This window comes from Pseudomonas sp. D1-1 (assembly GCF_051132225.1).
Taxonomy (GTDB): domain Bacteria; phylum Pseudomonadota; class Gammaproteobacteria; order Pseudomonadales; family Pseudomonadaceae; genus Aquipseudomonas.
Map to the genome: position 1 here is coordinate 687,652 of NZ_CP071676.1, position 15,425 is coordinate 703,076.

At 61.4% G+C, this 15,425-nt stretch carries 15 protein-coding genes; 3 read left to right on the forward strand and 12 right to left on the reverse strand.

All coding sequences use genetic code 11. The features are described from left to right. Positions 1-11: 11 nt before the first annotated feature. From purH to J3P86_RS03020, 12 genes are all read right to left on the reverse strand, one after another. Entirely contained in the window at positions 12-1,619 is a 1,608-nt protein-coding gene (gene purH / locus J3P86_RS02965) for a bifunctional phosphoribosylaminoimidazolecarboxamide formyltransferase/IMP cyclohydrolase (protein WP_434699386.1), read from the reverse strand. A gap of 83 nt (positions 1,620-1,702) precedes the next feature. Next, positions 1,703-2,023: a DNA-binding transcriptional regulator Fis gene (fis, locus tag J3P86_RS02970; protein WP_025211617.1), complete on the reverse strand. Its 321-nt coding sequence runs from the start codon at positions 2,021-2,023 to the stop codon at positions 1,703-1,705. Then, complete coding sequence (gene dusB, locus J3P86_RS02975; protein WP_434569938.1) at positions 2,020-3,027, reverse strand: tRNA dihydrouridine synthase DusB; 1,008 nt, start codon at positions 3,025-3,027, stop codon at positions 2,020-2,022. The genes fis and dusB overlap by 4 nt, the downstream gene beginning before the upstream one ends. A gap of 184 nt (positions 3,028-3,211) precedes the next feature. Beyond that, positions 3,212-4,441, reverse strand: coding sequence for a DUF3426 domain-containing protein (locus tag J3P86_RS02980; protein ID WP_434695982.1), 1,230 nt, complete (start codon positions 4,439-4,441; stop codon positions 3,212-3,214). A gap of 30 nt (positions 4,442-4,471) precedes the next feature. Continuing rightward, on the reverse strand, positions 4,472-5,350 hold the full coding sequence (prmA, locus tag J3P86_RS02985; RefSeq protein WP_305497077.1) for a 50S ribosomal protein L11 methyltransferase: 879 nt from the start codon (positions 5,348-5,350) through the stop codon (positions 4,472-4,474). Between the two features lie 151 nt (positions 5,351-5,501). Further along, positions 5,502-6,860, reverse strand: a complete 1,359-nt coding sequence (accC, locus tag J3P86_RS02990) for an acetyl-CoA carboxylase biotin carboxylase subunit (protein WP_007971365.1) — start codon at positions 6,858-6,860, stop codon at positions 5,502-5,504. A 17-nt stretch (positions 6,861-6,877) separates the two neighbouring features. Further along, on the reverse strand, positions 6,878-7,342 hold the full coding sequence (gene accB / locus J3P86_RS02995) for an acetyl-CoA carboxylase biotin carboxyl carrier protein (protein WP_053118072.1): 465 nt from the start codon (positions 7,340-7,342) through the stop codon (positions 6,878-6,880). A gap of 48 nt (positions 7,343-7,390) precedes the next feature. Further along, complete coding sequence (aroQ, locus tag J3P86_RS03000; RefSeq protein WP_434699387.1) at positions 7,391-7,843, reverse strand: type II 3-dehydroquinate dehydratase; 453 nt, start codon at positions 7,841-7,843, stop codon at positions 7,391-7,393. A 197-nt stretch (positions 7,844-8,040) separates the two neighbouring features. Next, a complete protein-coding gene (locus J3P86_RS03005; protein ID WP_434626308.1) occupies positions 8,041-8,493 on the reverse strand; it encodes a hypothetical protein in 453 nt (150 codons plus the stop codon). Beyond that, entirely contained in the window at positions 8,471-8,809 is a 339-nt protein-coding gene (locus J3P86_RS03010; RefSeq protein WP_305501366.1) for a polymorphic toxin type 44 domain-containing protein, read from the reverse strand. The genes J3P86_RS03005 and J3P86_RS03010 overlap by 23 nt, the downstream gene beginning before the upstream one ends. A 267-nt stretch (positions 8,810-9,076) precedes the next feature. Further along, positions 9,077-11,023 (reverse strand): methyl-accepting chemotaxis protein, encoded by a 1,947-nt coding sequence (locus J3P86_RS03015; protein ID WP_434699388.1) that lies wholly within the window; start codon positions 11,021-11,023, stop codon positions 9,077-9,079. Between the two features lie 52 nt (positions 11,024-11,075). Continuing rightward, entirely contained in the window at positions 11,076-12,746 is a 1,671-nt protein-coding gene (locus tag J3P86_RS03020; RefSeq protein WP_434569935.1) for a diguanylate cyclase, read from the reverse strand. Positions 12,747-13,174: 428 nt separating this feature from the next. On the opposite strand from J3P86_RS03020, the gene J3P86_RS03025 reads away from it, so the two are divergent. From J3P86_RS03025 to J3P86_RS03035, 3 genes are all read left to right on the forward strand, one after another. Then, complete coding sequence (locus J3P86_RS03025) at positions 13,175-14,242, forward strand: DUF2333 family protein (RefSeq protein WP_434569934.1); 1,068 nt, start codon at positions 13,175-13,177, stop codon at positions 14,240-14,242. 3 nt (positions 14,243-14,245) lie between these two features. After that, on the forward strand, positions 14,246-14,803 hold the full coding sequence (locus J3P86_RS03030) for an NUDIX hydrolase (RefSeq protein ID WP_434602708.1): 558 nt from the start codon (positions 14,246-14,248) through the stop codon (positions 14,801-14,803). Between the two features lie 171 nt (positions 14,804-14,974). After that, a complete protein-coding gene (locus tag J3P86_RS03035) occupies positions 14,975-15,346 on the forward strand; it encodes a translation initiation factor Sui1 (RefSeq protein WP_434626306.1) in 372 nt (123 codons plus the stop codon). The last annotated feature ends 79 nt before the right edge of the window (positions 15,347-15,425 follow it).

The following is a 15,425-nucleotide window of genomic DNA, read 5'->3' on the forward strand; positions in this document are numbered from 1 at the left end:
CCGTTGTCTTGTTAGTGACGGAAGTGGCGCATGCCCGTGAAGACCATCGCGATCCCGGCTTCATCAGCCGCGGCAATCACTTCAGCGTCACGCATCGAACCACCCGGCTGGATCACCGCCGTGATGCCGACCTTGGCCGCGTTGTCGATGCCATCGCGAAACGGGAAGAACGCATCGGAGGCCATGACGGCGCCCTGAACCTGCAAACCGGCGTGCTCAGCCTTGATCGCAGCGATGCGGGCCGAGTTGACGCGGCTCATCTGGCCGGCGCCGACACCGATGGTCTGGCGGTTCTTGGCGTAGACGATGGCGTTGGACTTGACGTACTTGGCGACTTTCCAGGCGAAGATAAGGTCGTTGATTTCCTGCTCGCTCGGCGCGCGCTGGGTCACGACCTTGAGGTCCTCGCTGCCGATCATGCCGATATCGCGGCTCTGGACCAGCAGGCCGCCATTGACGCGCTTGTAGTCCCAGGCCGGCGCGCGGTCGGCCGACCACTGACCACAGGCCAGCAGGCGAACGTTGGCCTTGGCGGCAACAATGGCGCGGGCTTCTTCGCTGACGGAAGGGGCAATGATCACTTCGACGAACTGGCGCTCGACGATGGCCTTGGCGGTCTCGGCGTCCAGCTCGCGGTTGAAGGCGATGATGCCGCCGAAGGCCGACTCGGTATCGGTGGCGTAGGCCAGTTCGTAGGCCTGGCGGATGCCGCCCTCGGCGTCCGGGCTTACCGCGACGCCGCATGGGTTGGCGTGCTTGACGATCACGCAGGCTGGCTTGACGAAGCTTTTCACGCATTCCAGCGCGGCGTCGGTGTCGGCCACGTTGTTGAACGACAGTTCCTTGCCCTGCAATTGGGTCGCGGTGGCGATGCCGACTTCGGCTGGCTTGGCTTCCACGTAGAACGCCGCGCTCTGGTGCGGGTTCTCGCCGTAGCGCATTTCCTGGGCCTTGACGAACTGGGTGTTGAAGGTGCGCGGGAATTCGCTGCGGCCTTCGGTGCTCAGGGTCTCGGCCGCCTGGTTCACGGTGCCCATGTAGTTGGCGATCATGCCATCGTAGGCGGCGGTGTGTTCGAAGGCCTTGAGCATCAGATCGAAGCGCTGGGCGTACGTCAAACCACCGGCCTTGAGGTTTTCCAGGACGCCGGCGTAGTCGCTGGCATTGACGACAATGGCCACGTCCTTATGGTTCTTGGCCGCCGAGCGGACCATGGTCGGGCCACCGATGTCGATGTTCTCGATGGCGGTCGGCAGGTCGCAGCCGGGCTTGTTGATGGTTGCTTCGAACGGGTAAAGGTTGACCGCCACCAGATCGATCGGCTTGATGCCGTGTTCGTTCATGATGGCGTCATCGATGCCGCGACGACCGAGGATCCCTCCGTGGATCTTCGGGTGCAAGGTCTTGACCCGACCGTCCATCATTTCCGCGAAGCCGGTGTAGTCCGCAACTTCCACCGCGGCGACGCCGTTGTCCTGCAGCAACTTGAAGGTCCCGCCGGTCGAGAGAATCTCGACGCCCAGCTGTTGCAGCTCGCGGGCGAATTCAAGGATCCCGGTCTTGTCGGAGACGCTGATCAAGGCGCGGCGGATCGGCAGGCGGATGGTCTGGTCGGTCATTTCAATTTCCATCAAAAGCAAGGGAAGTCAGCAAAAAAGGCGACCGTTTTTTACGCGGGCGCCTTTCTGGTTTGATTGAATGCTTACAGCAGATCGTACTGCTTGAGTTTCTTGCGCAGGGTGCCGCGGTTCAGGCCCAGCAGCTCACTGGCCTTGGTCTGGTTGCCCTTGACGTAGTTCATCACGCTCTCGAGCAGCGGTGCCTCGACTTCGGAAAGCACCAGGTTGTACACATCCGTGACGGCAGCGCCCTCAAGGTGGGCGAAATAATTGTGCAGCGCCTTCTCGACGCTCCCGCGAAGGGTCTGGCCTTCTTCGCTGGGCGTGTTGAGGTGCTGTTTCAAATTCACGTTGTCGCTCACGGGTGTTATTCCACTCACTAAAGTCTCGGTCATCATCGTCATGCGGCCACCCCTTCGTCCCCTGTCAGGCTCTTGTAACGTTCGGCGAAAAACGCCTGAACGTCGGCGCATTGTGCTTGCGTACCATCCAAACGATTGAAACGGGCGCGAAACTCCCTGGCGCCCGGCAGGGTTGCGAGATACCAGCCCACATGCTTGCGAGCGATGCGTACGCCCATGACTTCGCCATAGAAGGCGTGCAGCGCGGCCAGATGCTCTAGCAGAATACGTTCCACCTCGGACAATTGCGGCGCAGCGAGCTTTTCGCCGGTGCGCAGGAAATGTTCGATCTCACGAAAAATCCATGGCCGCCCCTGGGCGGCCCGGCCGATCAACAGGCCGTCGGCACCGGTCGCGTCCAGCACGTACCGGGCCTTTTCGGGCGAATCGACATCGCCGTTGGCAAACACCGGAATGGACACCGCCTGCTTGATCGCGGCAATGGTGTCGTACTCGGCTTCGCCGGTGTACAGGTCGGCACGGGTGCGGCCATGCACCGCCAGCGCCGTGATACCTGCCTGTTCGGCGATCTTCGCCACCGTCAGGCCGTTCTTGTTGTCCCGGTCCCAGCCGGTGCGGATCTTCAGGGTCACCGGCACATCGACTGCGGCGACAACTGCCTGCAGGATCTCGGTGACCAGTGCTTCATCCTTCAACAGCGCCGAGCCTGCGGCCTTGTTACAGACCTTCTTCGCCGGGCAGCCCATGTTGATGTCAATGATCTGCGCCCCCAGCTCGACATTCGCCCGGGCCGCCTCCGCCAGCATCTGTGCGTCGCCACCGGCGATCTGTACCGAGCGGGGCTCGGGATCGCCTTCGTGGATCATGCGCAGACGCGATTTGCGGGTGTTCCACAGACTCATGTCGCTGGTGACCATTTCCGAGACCACGAGACCGGCGCCCAATCGTTTGCACAACTGACGAAAGGGCTGATCGGTAACGCCCGCCATCGGGGCGAGGACCAGACCGTTCTGCAATGTATATGGGCCGATGCGTACCGCCGACATAGGACTTCCCTGAAGTGGGGCCGGATCATGAGACTTCGAAAAAGGGTTGGCATGATACCCGCTCTCGATGACTGGATAAAGGTCGAATTGGATAAAATCTGAACAGCTATTCTGTTATCGCCAGCGGTTTGGTCTGGGTGGGTCGAGTCAGAAAGCTGCCGTCAATCAATCGGCCCTGGCGGCTTCATTCGGGTGAATGAAAGCTCAGGCTGTAGTTCACCGCTTTCGGCCCCGGATCGAGGATATCCAAGGCGATATGGATCGGCGTCTGCGGCGGCATTTCCCCCCGGCCTTCGAGATCGCCGCCCAGGTACTCGCCTGGCTTGAAGCGACGGCTGGCGATCAGGTGACCGTTGAGGTCGGCAAAACGCAGCTCCAGCAGCGGGAACGGCTGGGAGAAGGGCGCGCGATTGTAGATGATCGCATCCACCACCAGGGCGCCGCTGAATTCCGGATGGCTGCGCACCACCAGGTTGCTGCTCTTGATCTTGGCGATGTCGACCTTGGACGGGACATCGCAGCCAATGACCGGGCAGATTTGCAGGAACCACGGACGGTACTGGTCCTGGCGGGCCAGTTCTTCGAAATGGTAGGCGATGTACTGGCCGGCCAGCGCTGCCGCGCCGAGCAATATCAACAGGCTCCAGAGCAGGCGACGGCCCCAGGGCGAGCGGCGTTTGCGCCAGTCCAGTTGCAATGGATCATCGTCCAGGTCCTGCAGGGCTTCGGCGCGTATCCCCGGCTCATGGCGCTCGCGCTTCTTGCGCGGCGTTGCCGCAGGCTCCGGCTCGTCATCCAGGTCGTCGGTGGCGGACAGGCGCTCAAGGTGTTCGTGCGGCTCGTCGTCCGGCGTGAGGCTGAGCGGGGCGACGGGTTCGTCGTCCGGCTCCAGGGGCTCAAGGGCCAGGGACAAGGAAGGTTCGGTCCGTGGCGGCCGGGCGGGCTCATGAGGCTCGAACGGCTCGACCGGCATTTGCAGAGCGCCTTCGGCGCGCTCGTCGGGGGCTTCGCTGTAGAGGCTGTCGGACCAGGCTTCCTGCTCCTGCGGAAGCTGCTCGCGCTGGGCGCTCAGGTTGTCTTCGCGACGCCGGCCAAAGCTGTCCGGGGCGCGCTTTTCGAGGCGCTCCAGACGCGCCAGCTCCTTGTCCAGGTCATCGAGGTCGAGCTCGGCGGCGCTCCATTGTTTCTGGCTGATGGCGCGGGGCGGCGGTGTATCGACGGCTGGTGCGGCGAGCGGCGCGAGTGGGGGCGCAACGGTCTTGGCCGTGCGCTGCTCGAGCAATTGTCGCGCGGCGTTGAACACCTGCAGGCACGAGCCGCAGCGAACCACCCCGCGTGCCACGCTCAATTGAGCATGGCTGACACGAAAACTGGTGTGGCAATGCGGGCACTGGGTGACGAAGCTGTCGGTCATGCGGCAATCCGGTCGATACAGGCGGCCATTCTAGCGCCGACGTCCAGTGATGCGCACCCAGCCATCGCGATTGGCAATCGGGTCCAGGTCGAAATCCCCGGCGTAGGCGGCGGCGACTTCTTCGCCCTGTTCCGCCAGGATGCCCGACAGCGCCAGGCGTCCGCCCGGCTTGACCAGGCTGGACAGCTGCGGTGCCAGCGACACCAGCGGGCCGGCGAGGATGTTGGCTACCAGTACGTCGGCCTGTACTTGGGGCAGGTCTTGGGGCAGATACAGCGGGAAAAGTGCTTCGGCAATGTTGTTGCGTCCGGCGTTGTCGCGGGACGCTTCCAGGGCCTGGACATCGATGTCGGTGCCGACCGCTTCCTTGGCGCCCAGCAGCAGCGCGGCAATAGCCAGGATCCCCGAACCGCAGCCGAAGTCCAGTACGTGGCAGTCCTTCAGGTCCTGGCCGTCGAGCCACTCCAGGCACAGCGCGGTAGTCGGGTGGGTGCCGGTGCCGAACGCCAGGCCCGGGTCCAGCAGCAGGTTGACCGCGTCCGGCTCCGGTGCGGCATGCCAGCTCGGCACGATCCACAAGCGCTGGCCGAAGCGCATCGGCTGGAAGTTGTCCATCCAGCTGCGTTCCCAATCCTGGTCCTCGATCACTTCGCTGTGGTGCTCGGGTAGCGGGCCGCCGGTCAGCAGCTCCAGGTGAGCAAGCACGCTGGTGGCTTCGGTGCCACCCTCGAACAGGGCCAGCAGGTGGGTGTGAGACCACAGCGGGGTAGTGTTGAGTTCCGGCTCGAAGATCGGCTGGTCCTCGGCATCCATGAAGGTGACCGAAACGGCGCCAACTTCAAGAAAGGCGTCTTCATAGGTTTCGGCTTGTTCCGGGCTGATGGCCAGACGTACTTGCAGCCAAGGCATGGCGGGCACCTTTGGAAAATGATGATTGCAGCCTAGCGGCCAGCGAAGCGCGCAAGTTTACGCGAGCGCAAAGCTTTTGTGGGAGGGTTTGCGAAACCTGCAGAAACGACAAAGCCGCCCGAAGGCGGCTTTGTCTGGTGCGGGTTGAAGCTTAGTGCTTCTCGCCAGCCAGCTTGTGCTCGAGGTAGTGAATGTTCACGCCCCCTTTGCAGAAGCCTTCGTCGCGGGTGAGGTCGCGGTGCAGCGGGATGTTGGTCTTGATCCCGTCCACCACGATCTCGTCCAGCGCATTGCGCATGCGCGCCATGGCTTCGTCGCGGGTTGCCCCGTAAGTGATCAGTTTGCCGATCAACGAGTCGTAGTTCGGCGGAACGGCATAACCGCTGTACAGGTGCGAATCGACGCGAACGCCGTTGCCGCCCGGGGCATGGAAATGCTTGACCGTGCCAGGGCTTGGCATGAAGGTTTTCGGGTCTTCGGCATTGATCCGGCATTCCAGCGCGTGACCGCGGATGACCACGTCATCCTGAGTGAACGACAGCTTGTTGCCAGCGGCGATGCTGAGCATCTCCTTGACGATGTCGATGCCGGTGACCATTTCCGAAACCGGATGCTCCACCTGAACGCGGGTGTTCATTTCGATGAAGTAGAAACGACCGTTCTCATACAGGAACTCGAAAGTACCCGCGCCGCGGTAACCGATATCGATGCAGGCCTTGACGCAGCGGGCCAGGACTTCCTGGCGAGCCTGCTCGTCGATGCCTGGTGCCGGCGCTTCTTCGAGGACCTTCTGGTGACGACGCTGCAGCGAGCAATCGCGGTCGCCGAGATGAATCGCCTGGCCTTGGCCGTCGGACAGTACCTGGACCTCGACGTGACGTGGGTTGGTGAGGAATTTTTCCAGATAGACCATCGGGTTGCCGAACGCCGCGCCTGCTTCGGAGCGGGTCAGTTTTGCCGAGGAAATCAGGTCTTCTTCCTTGTGCACCACACGCATGCCGCGACCACCACCGCCGCCAGCGGCCTTGATGATCACCGGATAGCCGACTTCGCGACCGATGCGCAGAGCGGTTTCTTCGTCTTCAGGCAGCGGGCCGTCGGAGCCCGGAACGGTTGGCACGCCGGCAGCGATCATGGCGTGCTTGGCCGAGACCTTGTCGCCCATCAGGCGAATGGTTTCGGCTTTTGGGCCGATGAAGGCAAAACCGGAGTTTTCCACCTGTTCGGCGAAGTCGGCGTTTTCCGCGAGGAAACCGTAGCCAGGGTGAATGGCGGTAGCGCCGGTCACTTCGGCGGCGGCGATGATCGCCGGGATGTGCAGGTAGGAGTGCGCAGCCGACGCCGGACCGATGCAGACGGATTCATCCGCCAGGCCCAGGTGCATCAGTTCTTTGTCGGCCTTGGAGTAAACGGCGACGGTCTTGATGCCCATCTCTTTGCAGGCACGCAGAATCCGCAGGGCGATCTCACCGCGGTTAGCGATCAGAACTTTTTCCAACTTCGCAGTCATCAAAGGCTCTCCGCGGTTCAAACGATGGTGAACAGCGGTTGGTCGTACTCAACCGGCTGGCCGTCTTCGACGAGGATGGACTCGATCACACCGCTGGTTTCAGCTTCGATGTGGTTCATCATCTTCATGGCTTCGACGATGCACAGGGTGTCGCCTTTCTTCACGGTCTGGCCAACTTCAACGAAGGACGGCGAGCTCGGGGAAGACTTGCGATAGAACGTGCCCACCATCGGCGAGCGAGCAACAGTGCCGTTCAGCGTCGGCGCGGCCGGTGCGGCAGGTGCCGCGGCGGCAACTGGCGCAGCTGCCGGAGCAGGTGCAGCGGCTGGCGCTTGCATCGGTGCCGGTGCATAGAACTGCTGGGCCGGGGTCTTGCTGTGGCGGCTGATGCGTACGGACTCTTCGCCTTCCTTGATCTCGAGCTCGTCGATGCCGGACTCTTCCAGCAATTCGATCAGTTTCTTAACTTTACGGATATCCATGAATCATCAACTCCCAAGGGTCGGTCAGGGGCGTTTAACGCTTGTTGTTCAAGCTGTTGCCTGTTTTTCAAGCTGCTCTAGAGCGGCCTCCAGGGCCAGTCGGTAACCGCTGGCGCCAAGGCCGCAGATCACGCCTACTGCTACATCGGAGAAGTAGGAGTGATGGCGGAAAGGTTCGCGTTTGTGCACGTTGGACAAATGCACTTCGATGAATGGGATGCTCACTGCCAGCAGCGCGTCACGTAATGCGACGCTCGTATGTGTAAAAGCCGCGGGATTGATCAGAATGAAATCCACGCCTTCGCCGCGCGCGGCATGGATGCGGTCGATCAATTCATATTCGGCATTGCTTTGCAGGTAGAGCAAATGATGGCCGGCGCTACGAGCCTGTTGCTCCAGGTCCTGGTTGATCTGGGCCAGTGTCACGGCGCCATAGACGCCCGGTTCACGGGTGCCCAGCAGGTTCAGGTTGGGTCCGTGCAGGACCAGAAGGGTCGCCATCTGCTGTTCCTTGTTGTCTGTGAGCAGGTGTCAGAACCCGGAGACTATGACGCAAAGTCTTTGTGACTGTCCAGTTCCCGGCAATAGCCGGCACGTTGACCGATGTTTGCGCGAAGTTTGTGACCATGTATCTGGATTCGGTCACTCACGATCGGAATACTGCGCCACACCTGTGGGAGCGAGCTGGCTCGCTCCCTTTACTCAGCTGGACCAGAATGCAAATAAATACTCACCGCCGTGTAGTCTTCGCCATCGGCGTTTCGGTAGAGGGTATTGCTGTGGTAGGCGTAGATCTCCTTGTCAACCAATACCGTAATCGTCTGTTCCTGAGTGTCTATGGTTACCGAATCATCCCGAGTGACAAGAAATGGCGTCGCGGTTTTCAGTTCGGAAAGTATGTCACCGTCCGCTGCCAGGGTCCGATAGACGTAGTAGCGGTAACTGAAAGGAACCGTCGCTCCGCCACGCTCATCCTTTACGCCGTAGATAAATGCATCCTGAGACAAAGGTTTTCGTAATACGACCTCTGTCAACTCAGGCGTATTTGGACGGAAAAAACACGTCCAACTGGTGTAAGCCAGCGCGAGGGCAAGCACTGTGCACAAGACAGCGAGAAGGGCAGGTTTTTTAGTAGTTTCTGAATTTGGCATATTTTACCCCTTCCTTGATCCATCGCTGATCTCCCGGATCGTCGCCGAAGGGGGCTTGCCCCCACCATGTCCCGAATTCCGCCGTGGTCGTTCCTGCTCGACTTTGGGCCAAGCCTGCTGCCCGTAAAAGAACGTCTTCGCTGAAGCCTGCTGCGGTTCCGGTGGCGCCGTAGTTGAAATTTCCAAAGGCTTCATATTCCGCGGATAGTTTCTTGTAGTCCCAAGGGCCACGATTTCTTACTTGGGTATAAAACCAAGAGTAGATAAAAGCCGATCCGGCTTTCAGAACATTTTTCTTATGGTGTGCCACGGCCATGTTTTCTTCGACAGAAACAGAGTGGCGACGAAGGTACCCTCATTGCATGTTCCTTTTGCAATTTCTTGAAGGGCCGGGAGCCTAGCATGAGGGGGGCTGTTAAAAAATCCGTAACCTTTTTCATGCGACAACACCTATCAGGGCCCGCCCAAGGAGCCCTGTGACTTTCAACATGGCGCATCGAAAGAAACGCTGGCGGGTTCTACGGCAGATGCGCGACCCAGCGGGAGCAAGCTCCCTCGCCACAGGTTCAGTGGGCTTCTGAAATCACACCCGGAACGCCTGCACCGCCGTGTGCAAGCGCCCGCCCAGGAGCAGCAGGTTGTCGCCCTGTTCCCGGCCTTGGCCGATGCGCTGCAGGTTATCCCCGCCCAGTTGGTGGATCCGCTCGCTGTGATCGCGGATTTCGCTGACGGCGCCGCTTTGCTGGGCGGTGACATCGGCGATGCGCACCGCGGTATCGGCGATGGTCTGGATCGCCTCGACGATTTTATCCAGTGCACCATCGGCCGCCTGGGCCTGGCTGGCGGTGGCTTCGGCGTGTTCGACCTGGGCGCGCATGCCTTCCACGGACTGGCGTGCAGCCTGCTGCAAACGGGCAATCAGCGCCTGGATCTCGGCCGTGGCGCCTGCGGTGCGTTGAGCCAGGGAGCGGACCTCCTCGGCCACAACCGCAAAGCCGCGGCCCATTTCCCCGGCGCGGGCGGCTTCGATGGCGGCGTTGAGGGCCAACAGGTTGGTCTGGTCGGCAATCGAGCGGATGACGGTCAGCACGCCGCCGATGGTCGCCGACTCCTCAGCCAGCTGTTCGATCATTTGCGCATTGCCCTGCACTTCGCCGACGAGCGAGTGCAAGCCGGCGAGGCTCATGCCGATCACTTTCTGGCCTTGCTCCACGGCATGGCCCGCACTGCGACTGGCATCCGCGGCCTGGCTGGCATCGCCGGCCACTTGCTGGATGGTCGCTTCGAGCTCACTGAGGGAGTCGCGGATCAATGCCGTGTCACCGGCCTGGTCTTCGGCACCGCTATGCAATTCGCCACTGAGCTCGGCCAGGGTCCGGCTGCTGCCGGCCACCTGTTCGGCGTTCAGGCGGATGGTACCGACCAGATCCACCAGATAGGCGCGCAGGCGATTGAGCGAGGCTTCGATGTCCTGCAATTCACGGTTGCTGGCGCCGACACGGATATCGCCACTGAAATCGCCTTCGGCCCAAGTGGAAAGGGCCGGCGCCAGGCGGGTCAAGGTCCGGGCCAGGCGTCGCTGCAAGGTATCGATAAGAAGGGCGATCAGCAGAATCAGGCCGATCATCACCCCTTGGATGACCCGTACTTCGCCCTGGATCTGCCCATGTTGGGCACGGACCGCAGGCTCCATGGCGTCGATTGCCTGTTGCACATCGGTGGTTTTCAAGTGCGTGGCATCGGCCAGCTCGGTGCGTTTCTGGATCAGTTCGCGCGTGCGCGCCAGTTCCGCGGGATAACGCCCGAGCAGGCTGTTGAGTTCGCGCTTGAGGGCAATCCCGGCGTCTTCGGCGGCGGCCTTTTCCTCGGTTTCCAGACCCATCAGCGCGGCGAAGTCATCGCTGCCCGATTCGTTGCTGGCGGTGACGCCGAGCAGCGGCAGACTGTTCAGTTGCTGGGCCTGGGTGCGGACGTTGGCCAGTTCCCGTTCGACATCGGCGGCCAGTTCACTGCGGCCGCTGCTGACCAGTTTGTCCCGGGCGAGTGATAACCGGCCCAAATGCTGTGAGGCAGCAAACAGCGGCGGCAGATAAGCCGGCGCGCCGTTGGCGTACTGGGCAAGTTGGTCCAGGCTGGCGCTCAGCTCACGTTCAGCCTGCAACAACAGGGCCTGTGGATCAGCCGCCAGTTTGCCGGCGGCCAGCAGGTCGGTCTTGCTGAAACCGTCAAGGTTCGACAGGCTCGGGCTTAGCGTCCTGGCCAGGTCCGGCGGGAACTGGTCCAGATCTTTTTGCAGGGTTTCCAGGGCCTGGGTGGCTGCGCTGAGGCGCAAGGCGTCGCCGCTGGCCAGGTAATCTTCGATGTTGCGCGCCACTTCGCCCTGGAACTGCCGCGACAGGCCCAGGTAGCGTTCCATCAGCAGATAAGGACGCTCCAAGGCAATCTGCGACCACCACAGGGTGGCGCCGAGGCCAAGGCATACGGCAACTAAAAGAACAGTGTTGAGGTTGGTCAGCAGCTTCAGGCGCATCAAGGGTCTACCGGGGGCAGAATCGTAAGTGCCTGAAGTTATTGCGTTTGCGTTACACGTTTATGACCGAATCAGTCGATTCCGATGAAAAAGTGGCACTTTGCTTTGATTGCCTGGCGCTCTGCACCCGATTGCGCCCGGCGTGCTTGGCACGGTACAGCGCCTCGTCGGCCTGGCTGGCCATCATCAGGCTGTCGGACTCTTCGCTCATCTCCACCACCCCGGCGCTGAAAGTGCACCACAAGTCCTGGGGTTGGGCGGGGTAGTGAATCTCGGCAAAGCGCTGGCGGATTTCGTCCAGCACTGTGCAGGCAGCATCAATGTCGGTGTCGGGCATGACGATAGCGAACTCTTCGCCGCCGTACCGGCCGATGAAATCGGTCTTGCGCAAGCGTTGCTTGAGAAACAGCGCCAGGCTCTTGATCACCCGGTCGCCCATGGGGTGGCCGTGGCTGTCATTGACCCGTTTGAAATGGTCGATATCGAGCATGGCGAAGCTCAAGGGCTTGCCCTCACGGCGGGCGCGGAAGCTGCAGTCTTCGAGCAATTGCAGGATATGGGTGTGGTTGTACAGGCCGGTGAGGCTGTCGCGCACCATCCGCGCCTTGAGATTGCGGGCCCGTGCTGCACGGTTGCGCACGGTGGTGATCAGGTGCCTGGGCTTGATCGGTTTGGTCAGGAAGTCATCACCGCCCTCGCTCATGGCGTCGAGCTGTTTGTCCAGGTCGTCTTCGGCGGACAGGTAAATGATCGGCACGCTGACGTAGCGGTCGTTGTGGCGGATCACCTTGGCCAGTTCCGTACCGGTGCAGGCGGGCATGTACATGTCGAGGATGATCAGGTCGGGCTGGAAGTCCGCCAGCTCGGCCATGGCCTGGATCGGCTCGATCAGCGTGCGCGTGACAATGCCGGCGCTGTTGAGCAGGCGTTCGGTGTGCAGGGCCTGGGCGCGGGAGTCATCGATGATCAACACTTTGTAGGGTTCGTACTGGGCGACGCAGGTCAGCACTTCGATTTTTTCCAGCAGGCTCGAGGCCTCCAGCGTGCCGGTGAGAAACTCCTGCCCGCCGGCGCGCACGGCGGCCAGCCGCGTTGGTGTATCGGTTTCCAGCAAACTGAAAAACAATAGCGGCAGTGGTTGATCCAGGCCTTCCTGGGCTTGGGCAGCCAGCTTCAGGCCCACGCCCGGGCCGCTGAAATCCACGTCCATGACAATGGCCGCAGGCAGGCGCTCGACCATCGCGGCCCGGAATGCCGCGACGCTGTCCAGGGACTGGGCGCTGAGGCCGAAGAATTCCAGTTGCTTGGCCAGCCGTTCGGCACGGTCATGGTCTTGCAGCAATATGTAGATGGGCTTGCGCAGCGGTGGCAGGAAGGTCTGCTCGAGCTGGTCGCCATGGCGCAAGCCGGTGCGGGACAGGCGTTGCATCAAGCGGTTGATCTCGGTGATCAGCTGGCTGCTCAGGCGCCCGCGATTGGCATCTACCGCTTGCAACGACTGGCCGATACCTTGGGCAAGCTGGCAATGCTCAGGTTGCTCGAAACGCTCGGCAAAGCGCAGCAGGCGCAGATTGGCTTCACTGAGCTCCGACAGGTCGGTACTGGACCATTCGCTGCGTTGCAGGCGCTGCCATATCTCCAGGATCTGGCGAGCCTGATGAATTACCCGCTGGGCAAAGTGGTGCTTGAGGCGCTCGCGGCTGGGGTCTTCTGGCTCGGTCATATCCTGACTACTAGTTAGGGGGCATGCTGAGATCGACTGGTGGCTCTATGCTAGCACCTCTTTTCCCTTACATGAGTGTTCTACATCAATAATCTGCCAGGAGGCGCCATTCAGTTTCTGACCTGTCGGTCTGGAATTGTCTTTGCGGACGTGGTGACGGCCCTATAAATAAAGGTCTTCAGGGGTTTCCAATAGCTGATCCAAGCTATCTGGTACGGCACAACGACGCGGCTTCGGGATGTTGCTTGCGCTTTTCTCCGACGTTGTTTCTTCAATTTTCCAGCGGATGAGGTTCAGGGATTCCCCTAGGCGGGTCTTTGTCTCGTGGCGGTAATTCTCCGATAAGCCCAACGACGGATGCCGGCCAAGGCACGTTGATGTAAGGTTGTGGTCGAACCGTGAACTCAAGTGATTGAAGGGACATCGCCATGCTGGACTGGAAGAACCGCGCGGGCAGCGCGCCTGAACGCGCCGCCGAACCGAAATCGGACACCCGCAGCTATCTGGGTGGGCTGTTTTTCAGTCGGGCGCTGGCCACGCTCATTGGCCTGTACCTGCTGGTGACTATTGCAGTCGGCTGGTATTGGAGCCAGGAGCCCGAGTTGTTTCCGGTACAGCAGAACGCCCAGGCAGCGGCCGAGAAGGATGGCCGGCAGATGGTGGTCGGCTACACCACCGTGGAAACCCTCAAGACCGTCGCCGGAACCTTGCTGACCAAGCAGGGCGGCTACATTTCCAACGACCGCTTCCCGCCAGGCCTGTGGATGGACAACATGCCCAGTTGGGAATACGGCGTGCTGGTGCAGGTCCGCGACCTGAGCCGTGCCCTGCGCAAGGACTTCGCCCGTTCCCAGTCGCAGTCCGCCGAAGACGCCGACCTGGCCAAGGCCGAGCCGCGCTTCAACTTCGACAACCGCAGTTGGGTGCTGCCGTCCAGCGAATCGGAATACCAGGAAGGCATCAATTCCTTGAGCCGTTATCAGGCGCGCCTGTCCGATCCAAGTCAGAAAAGCGCGTTGTTCTACGCCCGCGCCGACAACCTGAACAACTGGCTGGGGGATGTCGGTACGCGCCTGGGGTCGCTGTCCCAGCGCCTGTCTGCCAGCGTCGGCCGGGTCAAGCTCAACACCTCGCTGAAGACCGAGGTCCCGGCGCCAGGCCAGGTGCCGCAGGTTGACGAAGAGGTGGTCGAGACACCTTGGCTGCAAATCGACAACGTGTTCTACGAGGCTCGTGGTCAAGCCTGGGCGCTGTCTCACTTGTTGCGCGCCATCGAGGTGGATTTCGCAGACGTGCTGGCGAAGAAGAACGCGACGGTCAGCGTGCGGCAGATCATTCGCGAACTGGAGGCTTCACAGGAGCCGATCTGGAGCCCGATGATTCTCAACGGCAGCGGCTTCGGGGTGTTGGCGAACCACTCGCTGGTCATGGCCAACTATATTTCTCGCGCCAATGCGGCGGTGATTGACCTGCGGCAATTGCTCAACCAGGGCTGAAGGATGGACGAAAGCACCCGGGAGGACGCTCATCGAGTGGCCTCGGATGCCGAGCTGATCGCTTGGGTCGACGAAGACGACAATCTGCTCGGCAGCCTGGTGCGCTCGGATCTGCGCGAGCGAGGCCTGATCGGACGCGGCACCTACATCATGCTGTTCAATTCGGCGGGCGAGCTGTGCGTTCATCGAAGGACTTTGAGCAAGGCTATCTACCCCGGCTATTGGGATGTCGCGGCAGGGGGAATGGTTCAGGCCCACGAGACGTACGCCGAGTCGGCGGCGCGCGAGCTGGCCGAAGAATTAGGCGTGAGCGGCGTCGAATTGGTCGCCCACGATCATTTCTATTTCGAGGACGCCGGCAGTCGCCTGTGGTGCGCGGCGTTTTCCGCCGTGTGGGACGGGCCGTTGGTCCTGCAACCGGAAGAAGTCCTGGAAGCGCGCTTTCTGCCCGTCGAGCAGGTGCTCGATGAAATACGCCACAAACCGTATTGCCCGGACTCCCTGGCGGCGCTTGGGCGCTATTTGCGCGCCCGTGAGCGCGGTGTCGCAAAGAAGCTGTAAATTGGCGCTGATTGGCCCTTAGCAAGTGGGCTTTTTGTCGTTACACTGCGCGACTTTTCAAGCTTGGCCGACTTCGTTCGGTCCAGCTGCGCTGCCCCTGCCTGAGTGGGGCTTCGCGGTCGAGGCACTTTCGCCCCTCGACCAGTCTTTGTCCTCCGAAGAGGATTGCCGGTGGCCAAAAAAGCCGCATCCTTCGCCGCCCTGGGCGGCCTGGTATTTTCTACCGACGCCGGTCGTCATTGCCCTGATTGCCGCCAGCCGGTGGATGCCTGCATCTGCAAACAGACCGCCATACCCGCCGGAGACGGCATCGCTCGCGTACGCCGCGAAAGCAAAGGCCGAGGTGGCAAGACGGTGACCACGGTCACCGGCGTGCCGCTGGCCGAGGACGCGCTCAAGGAACTGGCAACGACGCTGAAAAAGCGCTGTGGTACCGGCGGCGCGTTGAAGGATGGCGTCATCGAGATCCAGGGCGATCACGTCGAGCTCTTGCTGGCGGAACTCACCCGACACGGTTTCAAGGCAAAGAAGTCCGGCGGCTAGCAGCTTCTGTGAAACCCACCCTGGCTTGATCCGGACCTCGGTTTGCGATCGCCCACATGGTTTTCACAGAGCCTGTTCT

Bases quoted from the DNA above. Each gene is read 5' to 3' on its own strand.
- J3P86_RS03025 (WP_434569934.1), top strand. From the start codon at position 13,175: ATGCTGGACTGGAAGAACCGCGCGGGCAGCGCGCCTGAACGCGCCGCC.
- purH (WP_434699386.1), bottom strand. From the start codon at position 1,619: ATGACCGACCAGACCATCCGCCTGCCGATCCGCCGCGCCTTGATCAGC.
- accB (WP_053118072.1), bottom strand. From the start codon at position 7,342: ATGGATATCCGTAAAGTTAAGAAACTGATCGAATTGCTGGAAGAGTCC.
- J3P86_RS03010 (WP_305501366.1), bottom strand. From the start codon at position 8,809: ATGGCCGTGGCACACCATAAGAAAAATGTTCTGAAAGCCGGATCGGCT.
- J3P86_RS03030 (WP_434602708.1), top strand. From the start codon at position 14,246: ATGGACGAAAGCACCCGGGAGGACGCTCATCGAGTGGCCTCGGATGCC.
- J3P86_RS03020 (WP_434569935.1), bottom strand. From the start codon at position 12,746: ATGACCGAGCCAGAAGACCCCAGCCGCGAGCGCCTCAAGCACCACTTT.
- aroQ (WP_434699387.1), bottom strand. From the start codon at position 7,843: ATGGCGACCCTTCTGGTCCTGCACGGACCCAACCTGAACCTGCTGGGC.
- J3P86_RS02980 (WP_434695982.1), bottom strand. From the start codon at position 4,441: ATGACCGACAGCTTCGTCACCCAGTGCCCGCATTGCCACACCAGTTTT.
- fis (WP_025211617.1), bottom strand. From the start codon at position 2,023: ATGACGATGATGACCGAGACTTTAGTGAGTGGAATAACACCCGTGAGC.
- prmA (WP_305497077.1), bottom strand. From the start codon at position 5,350: ATGCCTTGGCTGCAAGTACGTCTGGCCATCAGCCCGGAACAAGCCGAA.
- accC (WP_007971365.1), bottom strand. From the start codon at position 6,860: ATGACTGCGAAGTTGGAAAAAGTTCTGATCGCTAACCGCGGTGAGATC.
- dusB (WP_434569938.1), bottom strand. From the start codon at position 3,027: ATGTCGGCGGTACGCATCGGCCCATATACATTGCAGAACGGTCTGGTC.
- J3P86_RS03005 (WP_434626308.1), bottom strand. From the start codon at position 8,493: ATGCCAAATTCAGAAACTACTAAAAAACCTGCCCTTCTCGCTGTCTTG.
- J3P86_RS03015 (WP_434699388.1), bottom strand. From the start codon at position 11,023: ATGCGCCTGAAGCTGCTGACCAACCTCAACACTGTTCTTTTAGTTGCC.